At 71.1% G+C, this 17,107-nt stretch carries 17 protein-coding genes; 7 read left to right on the top strand and 10 right to left on the bottom strand.

Features of this window, described 5'->3' with window-relative positions; translation table 11 throughout:
* Both G5C60_RS40750 and G5C60_RS40755 read right to left on the bottom strand, forming a co-directional pair.
* Positions 1-845 (bottom strand): beta-ketoacyl [acyl carrier protein] synthase domain-containing protein (locus G5C60_RS40750; protein WP_338146069.1); only part of this gene is annotated, 845 nt, incomplete at its 3' end.
* Positions 846-902: 57 nt separating this feature from the next.
* Positions 903-2,192, bottom strand: coding sequence for an MFS transporter (locus tag G5C60_RS40755; protein ID WP_165267490.1), 1,290 nt, complete (start codon positions 2,190-2,192; stop codon positions 903-905).
* A gap of 195 nt (positions 2,193-2,387) precedes the next feature.
* Between G5C60_RS40755 and G5C60_RS40760 the strand changes: the two genes are divergently transcribed.
* Positions 2,388-3,308 carry a LuxR family transcriptional regulator gene (locus G5C60_RS40760; protein WP_338146070.1) on the top strand — a complete coding sequence of 307 codons (921 nt, stop codon included), beginning with the start codon at positions 2,388-2,390 and terminating at the stop codon, positions 3,306-3,308.
* Between the two features lie 63 nt (positions 3,309-3,371).
* Here G5C60_RS40760 and G5C60_RS40765 read toward each other — a convergent pair whose 3' ends face one another.
* Positions 3,372-4,373: a LacI family DNA-binding transcriptional regulator gene (locus G5C60_RS40765; RefSeq protein WP_165267494.1), complete on the bottom strand. Its 1,002-nt coding sequence runs from the start codon at positions 4,371-4,373 to the stop codon at positions 3,372-3,374.
* A 240-nt stretch (positions 4,374-4,613) separates the two neighbouring features.
* On the opposite strand from G5C60_RS40765, the gene G5C60_RS40770 reads away from it, so the two are divergent.
* From G5C60_RS40770 to G5C60_RS40785, 4 genes are read left to right on the top strand one after another with little or no spacing between them, the layout of a single operon-like run.
* Entirely contained in the window at positions 4,614-5,564 is a 951-nt protein-coding gene (locus tag G5C60_RS40770; protein WP_165267496.1) for a TIM barrel protein, read from the top strand.
* A gap of 9 nt (positions 5,565-5,573) precedes the next feature.
* Positions 5,574-7,007: a sugar porter family MFS transporter gene (locus G5C60_RS40775; RefSeq protein ID WP_165267498.1), complete on the top strand. Its 1,434-nt coding sequence runs from the start codon at positions 5,574-5,576 to the stop codon at positions 7,005-7,007.
* Positions 7,008-7,027: 20 nt separating this feature from the next.
* The gene (locus G5C60_RS40780; RefSeq protein ID WP_165267500.1) at positions 7,028-8,047 is read left to right on the top strand and encodes a Gfo/Idh/MocA family oxidoreductase; all 1,020 of its coding nucleotides are present in this window, start codon (positions 7,028-7,030) and stop codon (positions 8,045-8,047) included.
* Positions 8,044-8,910 (top strand): sugar phosphate isomerase/epimerase family protein, encoded by an 867-nt coding sequence (locus tag G5C60_RS40785; protein ID WP_165267502.1) that lies wholly within the window; start codon positions 8,044-8,046, stop codon positions 8,908-8,910. Before G5C60_RS40780 ends, G5C60_RS40785 begins: the two co-directional genes overlap by 4 nt.
* Here the strand turns inward: G5C60_RS40785 and G5C60_RS40790 are convergent.
* From G5C60_RS40790 to G5C60_RS40805, 4 genes are read right to left on the bottom strand one after another with little or no spacing between them, the layout of a single operon-like run.
* Positions 8,888-11,443 carry a YfhO family protein gene (locus G5C60_RS40790; protein ID WP_165267504.1) on the bottom strand — a complete coding sequence of 852 codons (2,556 nt, stop codon included), beginning with the start codon at positions 11,441-11,443 and terminating at the stop codon, positions 8,888-8,890. The genes G5C60_RS40785 and G5C60_RS40790 overlap by 23 nt on opposite strands.
* Positions 11,440-11,802, bottom strand: a complete 363-nt coding sequence (locus tag G5C60_RS40795) for a GtrA family protein (RefSeq protein ID WP_338146071.1) — start codon at positions 11,800-11,802, stop codon at positions 11,440-11,442. The genes G5C60_RS40790 and G5C60_RS40795 overlap by 4 nt, the downstream gene beginning before the upstream one ends.
* Complete coding sequence (locus G5C60_RS40800) at positions 11,799-12,755, bottom strand: glycosyltransferase family 2 protein (protein WP_165267506.1); 957 nt, start codon at positions 12,753-12,755, stop codon at positions 11,799-11,801. Before G5C60_RS40800 ends, G5C60_RS40795 begins: the two co-directional genes overlap by 4 nt.
* A 29-nt stretch (positions 12,756-12,784) precedes the next feature.
* Positions 12,785-13,231 (bottom strand): DUF6299 family protein, encoded by a 447-nt coding sequence (locus tag G5C60_RS40805; protein ID WP_165267508.1) that lies wholly within the window; start codon positions 13,229-13,231, stop codon positions 12,785-12,787.
* 244 nt (positions 13,232-13,475) lie between these two features.
* Here G5C60_RS40805 and G5C60_RS40810 point away from each other — a divergent pair, with 244 nt between their 5' ends.
* On the top strand, positions 13,476-13,715 hold the full coding sequence (locus tag G5C60_RS40810) for a DUF5999 family protein (protein WP_165267510.1): 240 nt from the start codon (positions 13,476-13,478) through the stop codon (positions 13,713-13,715).
* Positions 13,716-13,750: 35 nt separating this feature from the next.
* Here the strand turns inward: G5C60_RS40810 and G5C60_RS40815 are convergent, their stop codons facing one another.
* From G5C60_RS40815 to G5C60_RS40825, 3 genes are read right to left on the bottom strand one after another with little or no spacing between them, the layout of a single operon-like run.
* Entirely contained in the window at positions 13,751-14,512 is a 762-nt protein-coding gene (locus tag G5C60_RS40815; protein ID WP_338146072.1) for an alpha/beta fold hydrolase, read from the bottom strand.
* 21 nt (positions 14,513-14,533) lie between these two features.
* Positions 14,534-14,932, bottom strand: a complete 399-nt coding sequence (locus tag G5C60_RS40820; protein ID WP_165267512.1) for a RidA family protein — start codon at positions 14,930-14,932, stop codon at positions 14,534-14,536.
* Complete coding sequence (locus tag G5C60_RS40825; protein WP_165267514.1) at positions 14,929-16,341, bottom strand: acyl-CoA dehydrogenase family protein; 1,413 nt, start codon at positions 16,339-16,341, stop codon at positions 14,929-14,931. The genes G5C60_RS40820 and G5C60_RS40825 overlap by 4 nt, the downstream gene beginning before the upstream one ends.
* 117 nt (positions 16,342-16,458) lie before the next feature.
* On the opposite strand from G5C60_RS40825, the gene G5C60_RS40830 reads away from it, so the two are divergent.
* Positions 16,459-17,107 (top strand): AMP-binding protein (locus G5C60_RS40830; protein WP_165267516.1); only part of this gene is annotated, 649 nt, incomplete at its 3' end.

Genomic DNA, 17,107 nt, shown 5'->3' on the forward strand with positions numbered 1-17,107 from the left:
CCCCCATCCCCATCCCCGTCGTTGGTGACCGCCGAGCCGAGGATGACGGCGTGCACGGTGTCGCCGTCGGCCAGCGCCCGCGAAAGCGGCTTCAGCAGGACGGCCGCGACGCCGTTGCCGCCCACCGTGCCGTCGGCGTCCGCATCGAAGGCCCGTACCGTGCCGCTCCGGGAGATCGTGGAGCCCTTGACGTGCCGGTGCCCGGTGATCTGCGGCAGATGCAGGGCCGCCGAGCCCACCAGCATCAGCTCGGCGTCGCCCGCCAGCAGCGCCTGGCAGGCCAGATGGACCGAGACGAGGGCGCTGGAGCAGGCGGTGGCGACATTGACCGCCGGGCCGCGCAGCCCGAGCCGGAAGGCGGCACGGGTGGCCGCGAAGTCGGGATAGTTGCCGACCTGGATCTGCTTCTGCGCGATCCAGTCGTCGCCCGGCGTGTCCGCGAGGTTGTTGGCGAGATAGCTGTGCAGGGAGTACAGCCGGTACCCGACACTGCCGTACACCCCGATACGGGCGTCGGAGCCGGCGTAGCCGCCGTCCTCCAGGGCGTGGTGGCAGCACTCCAGGAACAGCCGCTGCTGCGGATCGGTCACCGCCGCCTCGCGCCCGCTCATCCCGAAGAACGCCGCGTCGAATCCGTCGACGCCGTCCAGCAGCGCGCTGGCGCCGACGAGGTCAGGGTCGTCGAGGAGGTCCTCGGGCGCGCCCGCGGCCCGTAACTCGGCCCGGGTGAAACGCCGTACGTGCGAGACGCCCGCCTCGATGTCACGCCAGTACTGCTCGGGAGTCTCCGCCCCCGGAAATCTCAGCGCCATCCCGATGACCGCCACGCGTCGGTCGTCCGGCACCCCTGTCCCCCTTCCCCGGCCTCACCGCCTCACCCGCCTCAACTGTTCGGGCCCGACTCACACCTCCGCGTGCGCCTCCGCCCCCGCGCCCGATCCCGCCGTCGTACGGCGGCGCAGTACCAGGGTCACGAAGACCACGGCGATCACGATGGCCACGCCGTGCGCGACCGCGACGACCGACAGCGGCGAGAACACGTCGAGCGCGCCGCCGACCGCGATCATTCCGGCGCCGAAGCCGAAACTCTCCACGGTCGCCGACAGCCCGAAGGCGTGTGTGCGCAGGTTGTCCGGCAGGGTCTGCAGATGCTGGGTGTACGACACCTCGGTCAGTCCGTCGGCGGCGCCCGCGACCAGCGCGATCAGCACGGTCGCGGTCAACGGCAGCCCGGCGAAAGCCAGGATGAAAGCGCCGGACATCACGATCGTGCCGAGCCCGAAGCCCAGCGCGCCCAGGGCCTGCTCCGAGCGGCGCGGCAGGCGCTGGATCACCTGCTGGGCCAGGATGTTGCCGAGCGCCCACACACACCAGAACACGCTGACGAACGTGGCCGGGCTGTCGGTGTCGAGGTCCGTCGAGTACACGGGGAGCGCCGCGTTGTGGGAGGACGAGCCGAGCGCGTCGACGCCCCGCAGCAGCACCATCAGGCCGAGCACGGGCGCGCCGGCCAGCACCATGACCGCGGCGGGCAGCCGACGGCGCTTCGCCGGGGACCCGGCCGGATCCTCCGCATCCTTCCCATCCTCCGCCGGGCCCGGCTTCGGCCGCCGGGCGGCGGGCAGTTGGGCCACCGCCACCGCGCACATCAGGAACGTCGCCATGTCCAGCAGGAAGGCCGCCGTGTATCCGAGCAGCGCCACGACCACACCGGCCGACGCGAACCCGGCCACCATCGCCAGCGAACGGCCGCTCACCATCAGCGAGTTGGCCCAGGTACGGCGCTCCTCGGCCACCATCTCCGGGATGACCGCGCTGCGCAGCGCGACCAGGAACACCGTGCCGGTGATCCCGCCCACCGCCGAGACGACGAACAGCACGGGCGTGCGCAGCGAGTCGGGCGCCGCCACCAGGGCCGCCAGCACCGCCGCCTGAATCACGTTCACCCAGAACATGACGCCCTTCGCCGACCACCGGGCCAGGATCGGAGCGGCGAGCAGCCCCGCGACGAATCCCGCGGCGAGGCGTACGGCCATGAAGGCGCCGACGGCGAGGGCGCGGTCGGTGACGGCGTAGACGTACAGATTGAGCGCGACGACGTTGAGATAGCTGCCGTAGGACGACAGCGCGTAGCCCGTGATCAGGATGCGGTACCGGCGTTCCCGCACCGCCGCCGTCACGGATTCCGGCATTCTCGACTTCCTTCGCGGGCGGCAACAGGGCGCGGTGCTCGTCGCCGAACCCTAGGCAGGCGGTGCGGAGTTCGTCCCGAGGGGCGAGGGCTCACGAATGTAATCTGCACACTTGTGAAGCCTGATCATTTCGACCCACGCACGTGTGATTGCCGCGAAACATGCCCGACCCGGCCCTGCCCACAGGCGCTGTCGGTGTACCGGACCGCGCTGCGCGAGGGACGGGTGCCGGCCGACGAGGTGCCTCGCTGCCTGACGGAACTCGGACTCGTCGTCGCCGACGCGGACACGCCCGGCTTCTCCCTGCCCGTGTCGCCGGACGCCGCGCGCTTCGCCGTACTGACCGCGATGGAGGACCGGCTGGCCGAGCAGCGCCGCGCCCTGCGGGCGGCGTCCTCTCGGCTCGCCGCCTTCGAGTCGGTGTACGCGCGGGAGCAGCGCGAGGCCCGGCCCGCGCTGGTCCGGCTGACCGAGAAGACCGTGATCAGCGCGGCCCTGGATGCCGCTGTGGGCGACTGCCGGCACGAACTGCTCACCGCCCAGCCGGGCGGGGGCCGCGCGGAGGCCACGCTCCGCGAGGCCCTCGGCCGCGACCTGGGGGCCCTGCGGCGCGGGGTGCGGCAGCGCACCCTCTACCAGCACACCGTGCACACGCACCGGCCGACCATGGCGTACATCGAGCGGGTCACCGAGGCGGGAGCCGAGGTCCGCACCCTGGCGGAGGTCGTCGAGCGGCTGATCGTCTGCGACCGCTCGGTCGCCTTCATCCCGCTGTCGGACGACACCGCGGACGGAGCCCTGCAGATCTGGGATCCCGCCCTCGTCCGCTTCCTGGTCCGCGTCTTCGAGCAGACCTGGGAACGCTCGACCCCCATCAACCCCGCGGACGCCGCCGAGCGCCGGGGCCCCGCCGTCGCCTCCGACCTCCAGCAGACGATCCTGCGCGCGGTCGTCTCCGGCGAGACGGACAGCTCCATCGCCCGCCGCCTCGGCATGAGCCGCCGAAGCGTCGCGGAGCACTTAAAGAAGGCGTCGGTCCTCCTGGGGAGCGGGAGCAGGGCGCAGCTGGGGTATCTGGTGGCTACGTCGGGGCTGCTGGAGGAGGGAGATGACTAGGCCGGAAGGGGTACCGAGCAACGAGATCAGCGGCGCTCAGCGGCGGCGACACCGCCCCGGAACTCAGGCCGCCCCCGACGGAGGCGGCCCGCTCGTGCCCCGCACCACCAGCTTCGGGTCCAGCACGGCCTCTCGCGGCTCCATTTCCGGCTTCTCCAGCCGCTCCACGGCGAACCGCACCGCGTGCTCCGCCATCAGCACCGAATCCTGGCGCACGGTGGTCAGACCGATCGGCATCAGGTGGGAGAGGTGGCTGTCGTCGTAGCCGACGACGGAGAGGTCACGCGGGATCTCGACGCCGGCCCGCGCCAGGGCCATCATCACGCCCATGGCGCAACGGTCGTTGCCCGCGAGGATCGCCGTCGGCAGGGGTTGCCCCCGGTCGCGTTCCGCCAGCAGCAGGCGGCCGGTCTCGATGCCGGACTCCTCGGTGTGCCGGCCGGGAATCACCCGTAGTTCCGCGTCCAGTCCGTGCCGGCGCATGGCGGCCCGATAGGAGCGTCGGCGTTCGGCCGAGCCGGGGCCACGGCCCCCGTCGATGTGCACGATCCGGCGGTGCCCCAGTTCCACCAGATGGTCCATCGCCTGCCGTACGCCCTTGCCCTCGGCGCTGTGCACGGAGTCCACGCGGGCGCCCGGCACCCGGCGACCGACCGAGACGGTCACCGCGCGCCCTGCGAGTTCGTCGAGGTAGTCGGCCTCGGCGTCGGAGCCCAGCACGATCAGCGCCTCGCAGCGGTGACTGAGCAGCGCCTCGACCGCCTTGGCCTCGCTGCGGCCCTGGGCGGTGGCGGAGAGCAGGACGTCGTAGCCGAGCCGTTCGGCCTCGGGGTAGATCCCCTCGATGAGATCCGTGTGGAAGATCTGGTGCACGGTGAACATCACGCCGAGCGTGCGGCTGCGCCCACGCGCCAGGAGCCTGGCCGCACTGTCGGGGCGGTAGCCGATCTCGTCGGCGACGCGCAGGATCCGCTCACGGGTCTCCTCGCCGGCCCCCGGCTGGTTGCGGAAGACGATCGAGACCAGCGCCCGGGACACCCCCGCCTTCTCGGCGACATCCGCCATCGTGGGGCGCTGCCTGCCCGACGCAACCACCTGTGAACCCACCCTCCGACGCCGCCCACTCCAGCGGGCGGGCACGAAATCCCCCGGCAACAAGCTATTGACATGACATTTGAACAGGGGCCATCGTACTCGCACTAGAGCGCGCTAGTAGAGCGCGCCAGGTAGCTCTTTCCGTGACGATTCCGGAGTCTCCGGAGCAAAGGGAAACCAGCAAGTCGATCTCAACCCGAAGGGCACCCCATGGCAACGGCGCCATCCCCGCTTCGTACCGTCGCAGGCAACCTGTGCCTGGGCTCGGCCCCCGACTCGTGGGGCGTCTGGTTCCCCGAGGACGAGCACCAGGTGTCGTACAGCCGCTTCCTCGACGAGCTGGCCGAGGCCGGCTACGAGTGGCTCGAACTCGGCCCGTACGGCTATCTCCCCACCGACCCGCAGCGCCTCAAGGCCGAGCTGGACGCCCGCGGGCTCAAGGTCTCCGGCGGCACCGCCTTCGGCGCGCTGCACCGCCCGGAGGCCTGGGACGAGATGCTCGCCCACGTCCGCCGGGTCGCCGCGCTCACCGCCGCCGCGGGCGCCCACCACCTCGTCTTCATCCCGCCGATGTACCGGGACGAGAAGACCGGCAGGTTCACCGAGTCGCCGGAGCTGACCGCCGGGCAGTGGGCGGGTTTCGGCCGGGCCGCCGACCGGCTCGGGAAGCTGCTCCTGGACGAGTACGACGTACGGCTCGTCATCCATCCGCACGCCGACAGCCACGTCCAGACCCAGCCGGAGATCGAGCGGCTGCTCAACGAGTCCGACAGCCGCTACACCAACCTCTGCCTGGACACCGGGCACGTGGCCTACGGCGGCGGCGACAACCTGGACCTGATCCGCCGGTTCGGCGAGCGCGTCGGGTACGTCCACATCAAGCAGATGGACCCCGGGATCCTCGCCCAGGTCGCCGCCGAGAAGCTGTCGTTCGGCGAGGCCGTCAAGCGTGGCGTGTGCGTCTCTCCCCCGGCGGGCGTGCCGAAGCCGGCCGACGTGGTGGCCGAACTCGCGCGGCTCGACGCCGAGTTGTTCGTGATCGTCGAGCAGGACCTGTACCCGTGCGCCCCCGACGTGCCGCTGCCCATCGCCGTACGCACGCGTGAGCACCTGGCCGGCTGCGGCCTGACCGGAACCCGACGCCCCGACAACACCCGGTAAGGAGGCGCCATGGACATCAGGGACGACGCGGCACAAGCCCCGAAGACCGCCACCCCGGTCACGGACGACGCCCCTCCGGCGGTCTCCAGGCGGCTGCGGCTCATCACGGTCATCGCCACCTTCGGCGGACTGCTCTTCGGCTACGACACCGGCGTCATCAACGGCGCCCTGCCGTACATGACCGACGACCTCGGCCTGACCCCGGTCACCGAGGGCATGGTCACCAGCTCGCTGCTGCTCGGCGCGGCCCTCGGGGCCGTCGTCGGCGGCCGGCTCTCGGATGCGCGCGGAAGGCGGCGCAACATCCTGCTGCTGGCGGTGCTGTTCTTCGTCGGCGCGCTCGGCTGCACCCTCGCCCCGACCACCGCGGTGATGGTGGTGGCACGGTTCGTGCTCGGTCTCGCGGTCGGTGGCGCCTCGGTGACCGTGCCGGTGTACCTCGCGGAGATCTCGCCCGCCGAACGGCGCGGCGCGCTGGTCACCCGCAACGAACTCATGATCGTCAGTGGGCAGTTGCTGGCCTTCACCTCCAACGCGGTCATCGCCCGGGTGGGCGGCGAGTCCGGCGGTGTGTGGCGCTACATGCTGGTGATCGCGACCCTGCCGGCCGTCGTGCTGTGGTTCGGCATGCTGGTCATGCCGGAGAGCCCCCGCTGGCTGGCCTCCAAGGGCCGCTTCGGCGAGGCCTTCGAGGTGCTCAAGCAGGTCAGGTCCGAGCAGCGGGCCCAGGCCGAACTGAGCGAGGTGACCGCGCTCGCCGTCAAGGACGATCAGGCCAAGCTCGGCGGCTGGCAGGACATACGGTCCACGCCCTGGGTGCGCAAGCTGATGTTCATCGGCTTCGGCATCGCGATCGTGCAGCAGATCACCGGCGTGAACACGATCATGTACTACGGCACGCAGATCCTCACCGACGCCGGTTTCGCCTCGGACAGCGCACTGACCGCGAACATCGCCAACGGTGTCATCTCCGTGCTCGCTACTTTTGTCGGCATCTGGCTCCTTGGCCGCGTCAACCGCCGGCCCATGCTGATGGCGGGTCAGATGGGCACCACGGCGGCCCTGTTGATGATCGGCGTGTTCTCGCTGACGCTGCCCTCGGGCGACGGCCGGGCCTACGCCGTGCTCGCCATGACGGTCACCTTCCTCGCCTTCCAGCAGGGCGCGATCTCGCCGGTGACCTGGCTGATGCTCTCGGAGATCTTCCCGATGCGGATGCGCGGCTTCGGGATGGGCGTCGCCGCCGTGGTGCTGTGGCTGACCAACTTCGTGATCGGTCTGGTCTTCCCTTCGCTGGTCTCCGGCATCGGGATCTCCAGCACGTTCTTCCTGTTCGTGGTGGCGGGGCTCTTCTCCCTCACCTTCGTCAAGCTCTACGTCCCCGAGACCAAGGGCCGCACCCTCGAAAGCCTCGAAGCCGAACTCCGGGCGCGCTTCTCCTGATCCCCTGAAGGGAACGACCCATGACCGTACGCGTAGGCGTCATCGGCGCCGGAATGATCGGCCAGGACCACATACGGCGCCTGACCGAGGTCGTCACCGGGGCCTCGGTCACCGCGGTGACCGACATCGACGCGGGCCGTGCCGCGCAGGCCGCCGCCCGGTTCGGCGCCACCGTCCTGCCGACCGGCGCCGACCTGATCGACTCGCCCCACGTGGACGCCGTCCTCGTCACCTCCTGGGGCCCCACGCACGCCGAGCACGTCCTGAACGCCGTCGCGGCCGGCAAGCCGGTGTTCTGCGAGAAGCCCCTCGCCACCACCGCCGAGGACTGCCTGCGCGTCGTCGAGGCCGAGCGCGCGCACGGCCGCCGTCTCGTCCAGGTCGGCTTCATGCGCCGCTTCGACCCCGGCTACCGCCAGATGAAGGAGGTCCTGGCCGCCGGCTCCATCGGCACCCCGCTGATCGTGCACTGCGCCCACCGCAACCCGACCGTGCCCGACGCGTACCACTCCGCGATGGCCGCGCAGGACACGGCCGTGCACGAGATCGACGTACTGCGCTGGCTGCTGGACGACGAGATCGTCTCCGCCCAGGTGGTCAGTCCGCGTGCCACGAGCAGGCGGTTCGAGCACCTTCAGGATCCGCAGATCATGCTCTTCGAGACGGCGAACGGGGTCCGCATCGATCTGGAGGTCTTCGTCAACTGCCAGTACGGCTACGACATCCAGTGCGAGACCGTGGGCGAGGAAGGCCTCGTACGGCTGCCCGACCCGGCCGCCGTCGGCATCCGCACGCGTGGGCGGCACAGCACCGCCGTGCCGCAGGACTGGAAGGCCCGCTTCGCCGACGCCTTCGACACCGAGTTCCGCGAGTGGATCGCCTCGGTCGCGGCGGGCGCCGAGCCCACCGGTCCGTCCGCCTGGGACGGCTACGCCGCGACCGTCATCACCGACGCCACCGTCCAGTCCCTGGATTCGGGCGGCCGGCTCGTCACCGTCGACATGAAGCCCCGGCCCGCCTTTTACGGAGGCACCGCATGAAAATCGCCCTCGACCCGTACATGTTCCGCGCCCTGCCCATCGACGACATGGTGCGCACGGTCGCCGAACTCGGCTATGAGTACATCGAGTTGTCCCCGCGTGACGACTTCATGCCGTTCTTCGTGCACCCGCGCGCGGACGACGAACGCATCGCGCAACTGAAGAACTCCCTGCGCACGCACGGCGTGCAGCTGTCCTCCGTGCTGCCGCTGTACAAGTGGTCCTCACCCGACGAGACGGAGCGGCAGGCGGCCGTGCGCTACTGGAAGCGGATGATCGAGGTCACCGCGGACCTCGAATGCCGGCTGATGAACTCCGAGTTCAACGGCCGCCCCGAACGGGCCGCCGAGAGCGAGGCCGCGTTCTGGCGCTCCCTTGACGAGCTGCTGCCGCTGTTCGAGCGCGAGGGCATCGCGCTCAACCTGGAGGCGCACCCGGACGACTTCTGCGAGGAGAACACCCCCGCGGTCGACCTGGTCCGCGCCATCAACAAGCCCTGGGTGAACTACCTCTACTGCGCCCCGCACTCCTTCCACCTGTCCGGTGCCGACCCGACGGCGGACATAGCGGCGATGATGCGCTACGCGGGCGACAAGCTCCAGCACGTGCACATCGCGGACTCCTTCAACCACAAGGGCTCGTCCGGACTGCGCTACATCCTCAACCCGCCCGGCACCCCGGCCCGTATCCACCAGCACCTCGACGTCGGCCAGGGCGAGGTCGACTGGGACACCTTCTTCGGCACCCTGCGCGAGCTGGACTTCGACGGCGTCGCCACGTCCTGCGTCTTCGCCTGGGAGGAACGGGCCCGCGAGTCCTCGGCCTTCATGCTGAACCGCATCACCAAGGAACTCGTCGCATAACAGAAGATCCCGCCCGTCTCCTTGTACGGGTACGGGTACGGGTACGAGCACGGATACGGGTACGGCAGCACAGCAGCAGCGCCACCGCGCCCGCCCCCACGCTCACAGCCGTCGCCGCGCGCAGGCCCGGGGGCCGGAAGGAGCAGTGGAGTCGGTGCCCGGAGGGGTCCGGCAGTGGTACCGCCAGCAGGCCGAGGCGGCTGTGCGGGGCGCGCATCGGGCCGTCGTCCACCGCGCAGCGCCAGCCCGGCGTACGCGCGGTGGCGATGACGGCCGTGCCCGCGGAACCGGCCGGGAGCGTGGCGCGCACACTGTGGCCGCCCGCCGCGACGTGCGTGGCGCCCCGGGCCCGCAGGTCCGCGACCGCCCGCCGTAGCGTGCCGGGGTCGAGGCAGCCGATGGGCGAGCGCGGCAACTCGGTGTCCTGGAAGACGGTCGGGATGGTGACGGTGACGCGGCCGTCCCCCGGGACGGTGCCGAGCGACTTGGTGGCCACCGCCTTCTCGGGGCGCTCACCCCACAGCCGTACGGACGTCCCACCGGGTCCCGCGATCATGGCATCGGTCCAGGACCCGTCGACGTAGAGGCGGCTGCCGGGGCGGCACCGCGCGGTGATCCGGTACGGGGCCCGCGCGGCGGTCAGCCGGTACGGGCGTCCAGCTCGCGGCGGGGCCGGGGCGCCCGCAGCCGAGCCGTCCGGTCCCGCGAAGGAGATCCGCGGCAGCTCGTACACCTCGTGCCCCAGCACGGCCTGCTGCTGGACGAACACCGAGGAGTCGTCGGGTGGTCGGTGTGCCTTGCGCGGGTGGACGGTCACGAGCGGCGGCGCGGGGAAGCGTTCGACGCGTACGTGACCCGCACCCTCGGTGTGCCGGATCCGGGCGCCGACGGAGAAGATCGCGTCGGCGACGGGGTTGTCCTGGGGGATCAGGTGACGGCCGTACATGGTCCAGGAGTAGCCGAGGCGCCGCATGAGGCGTGCGGTCTGCTTCGGCACGTAACTGCTGTAGTAGGCCGGGCCTTCGCCGCCCAGGAGCTGCGGGTCGTTGTTGACGATCTCGGGCGGTCCGGTGACGGTGCGGCGGTCGGGCCAGCCGCCGAGCCGGGTGACGGTCTCGCGTACGGCGTCGTGCCGGGCGCTCCACGTGGGCTTGGGGGTGAAGAAGGCCAGCGTGTGGCGTTGTTGGTCGACGGCGACGCCGCTGGCGGCGGACTCGGCGAGTACCACTGCGGCGAGCGCGACGGCGGCCAGTGGCCGGGTCGGCGGACGGGCGCGCTTCCGGGCGAGCAGCAGCAGGAGTACGAGGGTGAGCCCGCCCGAGCCGAGGACCACGAGCCAGGTCAGGTGACTCACACCGTTCTCGTTCCGTACGGACACGGCGGCGAGGACGCAGGTGACCGCACCGGCGGCGAGCAGCGGCCCTGGCCGTGGCCGGTGGGCGAGGCAGAGCCACGCGACCGACACCAGCAGGCCGGTGAGGACGAACGTCGCGCGGTACGGGCTGCCGTTGGGCTGGGAGAGCCCGTACCAGACCTTGACCGTGGGCAGCCAGCAGAAGGAGGCGACCACGGCGATCAGCGCCACGCACCACGCCACCCGCGTACGCAGGGGGATGTGCCCGCTGAGCGGGAAGGCGAACACCAGCAGCAGGGCGAGCATGCCCACGAAGAACCTCGGCAGGCTGCCGAAGCCCCGCTGTGCGGGCAGCAGTTGGAGTACGTACTCCAGTGGCGGCGGAGGGCTGAAGGGCACGGCGGGGATCGGCTGGGCGCCCGCGGCGGCCAGATACGAGGGCCAGATCACGGGCGCCGCAAGCGCCGTACCGAGCACGAAGGCCAGCACCGCACGACCGGCGAACCGCGTCAGCCCCGTCCGGCTCCACTCGCGCGTGGCCACGAGCACGACGCCGACGACGACCGTCCCGACGGCGGCCATCAGCGCGGTGTAGAAGTTTCCGGCCCAGGCCAGGCCCACCATCGGAACGGCCCAGAGCCAGCCGCGCTCGCGGGTGCAGCGGTCGAGTGCGAGCAGCATCAGCGGGAACGCCGTCAGGCCCCACAGCCACATCGGGTCGAACGCGCCGTCGTTGAGCGTCCAGCCCGACAGTCCGTACGCGGCCCCCAGCAGCCCCGCCTGCCACCAGGGGCCGGGCCGCAGCCGCCGCAGCCACAGCACCATGACCGCCGCGGCGAGGCCGATGCTCAGACACTCCCCCGTATAGACGCCCAGGTCGACCTGGCGCCGCGGGAAGGCCGCGACGAGCAGCGAGAACGGGTTGCCGAGGTAGCTGACGAAGTCCGCCCAGTAGGGCACCCCGAAGGCGCTGTTCCAGTTGAAGAAGAGATCGCCGGACGAGGTGCCGTGCAGCAGATCCCAGAAGTGGGCGTGGAAGGGCACGAACTGGTTGCCGAGGTCGTTGACGGCGCGCGAGCGGTCCCCGAAGGGGTATGTGCCGCGCACCGCGCCCGCCATCAGGAAGGAGGCCATGGCGACCGCCGCGGCGAGGCCGGGTCCGGCGAAACGGGCCTTCACGCCGACACCAGGATGCGGCGGGCGATCAGGAAGGTGATGGGGATCGCGCCGACGGCGGCGATCAGCGGGGCGACGCGCGCGTCCATGCCGAGGCCGGAGACCATCGCGTAGACCCCGGCCGTGGTCAGGACGAGGTTCGCGGCATTGGTCAGCGGGAACAGCACGAACTTCTGCCAGGTCGGGTCGGTGCGGTAGGTGAAGCGCACGTTCATGAAGAAGGAGCCGATCATGCTCAGCAGGGTCGCCAGGATGTGCCCGGCCAGATACGGCAGCCACAGGCACAGCAGCCGGTAGATGACGTAGTACGTCCCGGTGTTGACGGCTCCGACGAGCGCGAACCGCAGGATCTGCCCCTTCACGAGGAGCGGGTCCGCAGCGCGGGCGGACGGGTGACGTCCGCGGGCGGGCGCTCGCTCACCAGGTAGTGGGGCCGCTGCTTGCACTCGTTGTAGACCCGGCCGACGTACTCGCCGATGAGGCCGAGCAGCACCATCTGCATTCCGCCGAAGCCGGTGATCCCGACGAGCAGGGTGACGTATCCGGGTGCGGTGATGCCGCCGATGAGCACGGCGCCGACCGTCCAGGCGGCGTAGGCGAGGGCGAGGCCGGAGAGCAGGAGCCCGATGTGGATGGCCAGGCGCAACGGGCGGCTGTTGAAGGAGACCAGGCCGTCCACCGCGTAGTTGAGGAGTTTGCGGTAGCTCCACTTGCTGTGGCCGCCGGCGCGTGGCGTGTCCGTGTAGTCGAAGAAGACGGTGCTGAAGCCGATCCACGAGAACAGGCCCTTGGAGAAGCGGTTGCGCTCGCCCAGGTCCAGGAGCGCGTCCACGGCACGGCGCGACAGGAGGCGGAAGTCCCCGGCGCCGTCGACCATTTCGATGTCGGCCCAGTGGTTGACGAGCCGGTAGTAGCCGTGGCTCAGAAGCGTCCGCAGGGGGCCGTCGTGGTCCCGGGTCCGGCGGGCGACCACCTGGTCGAAGCCCTCGCGCCGGAGGTCGAGCATCCGGCCGAGCAGGGAGGGCGGATGCTGGAGGTCGGCGTCCATGATGGCGATGTGGTCCCCGGTGCACTCGCGCAGGCCCGCGAGCAGACCGGCTTCCTTGCCGAAGTTCCGTGACAGGGACAGATAGCGGACATGGGGGTCGCGGAAGGCGAACGCGCGCAGCAGGGCCAGCGTGCCATCGGTGGAGCCGTCGTCGACGAACACCACCTCGTACGGCTCCTGGAGTTCGTCGAGCCGCGCGTGGAGTTCGTCGTTGAACGCCTCAAGAACCTGTTCCTCGTTGAAACAGGGCACCACGACCGACAACATCCCTGACCGAGTCCCTCCGGTACGTGACGTCAGCTCTCGGTGAGCGAGATGCCCTGTTCTTTGGTCACGCGGATGTGCGGCAGGGGGAGCCAGCCGTCGTTGCGGAGTTCCACCACGGAGGCTTCTACGCGGGCCGGGCCGGGCTTGAAACGACCCGGATCCGTCTGGCCGGTGTTCGTCCAGCGGTGATCGGCTCCGTCACAGACGGCGCGGGTGCCGCCGATGCTCTGCTGTACGTAGCTGATGTCGCCCTGGGCCAGGGACGAGCTCACGAAGACCGGGGCGGTGCCGTCCGCGCAGCGGTAGGTGCCGGAGAGCGTGACGGTGCCGTCCGCCGCGACCCGGCCGATCTTGTCGATGGTCACCATGTCGCCGGCGTCGGCGCGGGCGGCGGGGTCGGCGAGAGCGGTCGCGGACGGTGCGGCGAGCAGCAGCACCGCACCGGCGGCCCCGCCGACGAGCTGACGTAGGAACATGGGATTACCTCCTTGCGAGGAGGTTCCCGGCGATACGCGGCGATCAATCGCGATGGCTGTGATCGTCACCCCTTCGGCGGAGGTTCGTGCCGTCCGTCCCGGGGACGTCCGAGGCGTGTCCGCGTCTTGTCCGCGTGTTGTCACGCTTCTCGGGCAGCGGTTCCGATGAGTTCACGGCCGGAGCATGGTCTACCTATGAGGCGGCGACCACGCCGCCCGACCCCGTCGCACGCGGAGGTGCGCCATGTGTACTCACCGGCCTTCCTGCCCGTCGTCCAACCTCTCCGACAGCTCCGGCCACCCCGACCGTTCCGGCCGCTCCGGCCGCGACACCGCGCACATCGTCGCCGCCCACCCCGAGCAGGGCTGGTACCTGCTGTGCGACGGCGCGATCATCTTCGACGACACGGGTGAGCTGCTGCCCGACGGCCGCGTCGTCGCCCCGCACCGCGTACCGGTCGGGCAGCTGAGCATCGCCGCCTGAGCGCCTGGCCACCGACCGTCCCCGCCTGGCGGCGGTCAGTGTGTTTCAGCGATGAACTCCCGCAGGGCATAGGCGAGTTGCTCCGGCTGGTCCTCCGCGATCAGCGTCCGTGAGTCCTCGATCTCCAGCAGCCGGCCCTGCGGCAGGAGTTCGGCCAGGCGCCGGCCGTGTTCGCGCGGCATCATCAGATCCTCGGTCGCCCAGACGACGAGCGCGGGCTTGTCGAACTTCCGCAGCCCCTCGGCGGCCTCGAGGAGTTCGGTCTTGCGGATGTGGGTGCCGTAGTGGCGGAAGTCCCCGCGGATCCCCTTCTGCGTACGCAGCGGTCGCAGCCAGCCGTCGACGATCTCGTCCGGCACGGGCCGCTTGGTGAGCGAGCCGATCCCGACGGGCAGCCGGCGCAGCGGCTTCAGCCCCAGGGTGCGGACCATGAGCGGAACACCGCCGGGCACCTTGCAGGCGAGCGCGAGCATCTTCCCGGGCAGGCCCGGCGGGTAGTTGTCGAAGGCCTCGCACGAGATCAGTACGAGCCGTGCCAGACGCTCCGGATGCCGCGCGGCCACGGTCTGGGCCCGTCCGCAGTCGCTTTCCACGAGCGTGACGTCCCGCAGGTCCAGCCGGTCCAGGAACTCCACGATCAGGTCGTTCACGACGTCCGGCGAGATCGGCCGGTCCATGGGGCGCCGATGGGAGCCGTAGGGCAGCGTCGGGGCGATGACCCGGTGGTCAGCGCGCAGGTCGGCGACCACCTTGCGCCAGACGGTGGCATCGTGGACGAGGCCGTGCAGGAGGACCACGACAGGGCCTGAGAACAGGCGCTAAGAGAGGACCGCGACCCCGTCGAGCTCCACCAGTGCCTGTGTGTCCCAGAGCCGTACGACTCCGAGCACGGCCATCGCCGGGTATTCGCGTCCCGCCAACGTCCGCCAGACACGGCCGAGTTGGGGGGCGTGGGCGCGGTAGTCGTCGACGTCCGTGGTGTAGACGGTGACGCGGGCGAGGTCGCCGGGGTTGCCTCCGGCCGCGCGCAGGGCGGTGAGGAGGTTGGCCAGCGCGCGCTCGAACTGCTCGGGGAGTGTGGTCCCGACGATCTTTCCCTCGGTGTCGAGCGCGGTCTGCCCGGCGAGGTAGACGACGCGGGAGCCGGTGGTGGTGACGGCGTGCGAGAAGCCGGTGGGCGGGGAGAGGCCGGGCGGATTGACGCGCTCGGTGGTCATGCGCGCTGCCCCTTCGCGTACGGCGCCTTGCCGTCGTCCGGATTCCTGCCGTCCGACTCCTTGCCCTCCGACTCCCTGTACAACTCCTTTGCGATGACAGCCCGTTGGACTTCGCTGGCACCCTCGTAGATCCGTGGGGCGCGTACCTCGCGATAGAGATGTTCGAGGAGGTGGCCGCGGCGCAGGGCGCGGGCGCCGTGCAGTTGGACGGCCGCGTCGACGACGTACTGCGCGGTCTCGGTGGCGAGCAGCTTCGCCATCGCGGCGCGCTTCGGCACGTCCGGGGCGCCTTCGTCGTACGCCGCTGCCGCCGCGTACACCATCAGGCGTGCCGCCTCCGTCCGCAGGGCCATCTCGGCGACCTGGTGGGCCACGGTCTGAAGGTCGCTCAACTTGCCGCCGAACGCCTCTCGTCGAGCCGTATGAGCAAGCGTGGCGTCCAGCGCGGCCTGCGCCATCCCGACCGCGAAGGCCCCGACGCTGGGACGGAAGAGGTTGAGGGTGTTCATGGCGACGCGGAAGCCATGGTCGGGTTCCCCGAGGGCATCGTCCGCGCTCACCGGTACGGCATCGAAGGCGAGGGCGCCGATGGGGTGCGGGGAGAGCATGTCGAGGGGGGTGCCGGTGAGCCCGGGCCGGTCGGCGGGCACGAGGAAGGCGGTCACTCCGCGGGCGCCGGCGTCCGGCGTGGTGCGGGCGAAGACGGTGTAGAAGTCGGCTTCGGGCGCGTTGGAGATCCAGCACTTCTCACCGGTGAGCCGCCAACGGTGGACGCCGTCGGGTTCGGCACCCAAGGGGGTGGCGGGTTCGGCACGCGGTGCCCTACTGGCCCGGCCGCCCGCAGCACCCGGTGCCCCACTGCCCGCGGCGCTCGCCGCACCACGGCTCCCACTGCCCGGGGCACGCGCGGGAGTACCCGGCTCGCCCGCAGTCGAGCCGCCCTGCCCGGCCCGCCTCGGCACATCCCGCTGGGCCCGCTGCGAGGCGTCCCGTTGCGAGGGGTGCCGTTCTGCCCGGAGCGTCAGGGCCGCCGCGTCCGAGCCCGCGGTCGGCTCGCTCAGGGCGAAGGCCGCCACTGCCGTGCCGCCGGCCACGCGCGGCAGCCAGCGGTCGCGCTGGGCCGGGGTGCCGTACGCGTACACCGGGTGGGCGCCCAGGCCCTGGAGGGCGAGGGCCGTCTCCGCCTCCGTGCAGGCGTACGCGAGGGACTCGCGCATCAGGCAGAGGTCGAGCGCCCCGGAGGTGAACAGGCGCTTCAGGAGGCCGAGTTGGGCCAGTTCCGCGATGAGCGGGCGGTTGACGTGGCCCGGCTCGCCCTTCTCGGCCAAGGGACGCAGACAGTCGGCGGCGAGTGCGCTCAACTTTGCGCACCAGGCGGTTTGTGCCGGATCGAGCGAGAATGCGGTCATTGCCGGTCCCCTCTCCCCTGTCGGGCCACACCGCAAGGCTATCGCGGGCCGTTGACTGTCGTCACCAACACGATACGCTCGATGCGCGAGCCCACCACGACAAGGGGGCGAACCGCCATGGACCCAAGGGACGCCATCGACACCTGGCGGCCGACGACCTCGGCCCACGTCGACACCTTCGCCCGCGACCACCTCCCACCCCCCGGCCAGTGGCCCGAGCTCCGCTTCGACCTCCCCGAGCTGCGCTACCCCGAACGGCTGAACTGCGCCGCCGAGCTCCTCGACCACGCCGATCCGGAGCGTCCTGTCTTCCGTACGGGGTCCGGCGACGTATGGACGTACGGCGATCTCCGCGCCCGGGTCGACCGGATCGCGCACGTCCTGACCTCCGACCTCGGTGTGGTGCCCGGCAACCGTGTCCTCCTGCGCGGGCCCACGACACCGTGGCTGGCCGCCTGCTGGCTGGCCGTGCTGAAGGCGGGCGCGGTCGCCGTCACCGTCCTCGCCCAGCAGCGCCCCCACGAGCTGGCCACGATGTGCGAGATCGCCCGGGTCGGGCACGCGCTGTGCGACATCCGGGCCGTGGACGACCTCGCGAAGGCGGAGATCCCCGGGCTGCGGATCACGACGTACGGCGGCGACGCCCCCGACGACCTCCTGAACCGAACAGACCGCCTGAACCGAACAGCCCGCCCGGACCAGACAGACCGCTTGGCCCGGACAGACCACTCGGACCGGATGGACGACCGGCCTGACCCCGACGCCC

Source organism: Streptomyces scabichelini (genome assembly GCF_011045015.1).
In the GTDB taxonomy this organism is placed as follows: domain Bacteria; phylum Actinomycetota; class Actinomycetes; order Streptomycetales; family Streptomycetaceae; genus Streptomyces; species Streptomyces scabichelini.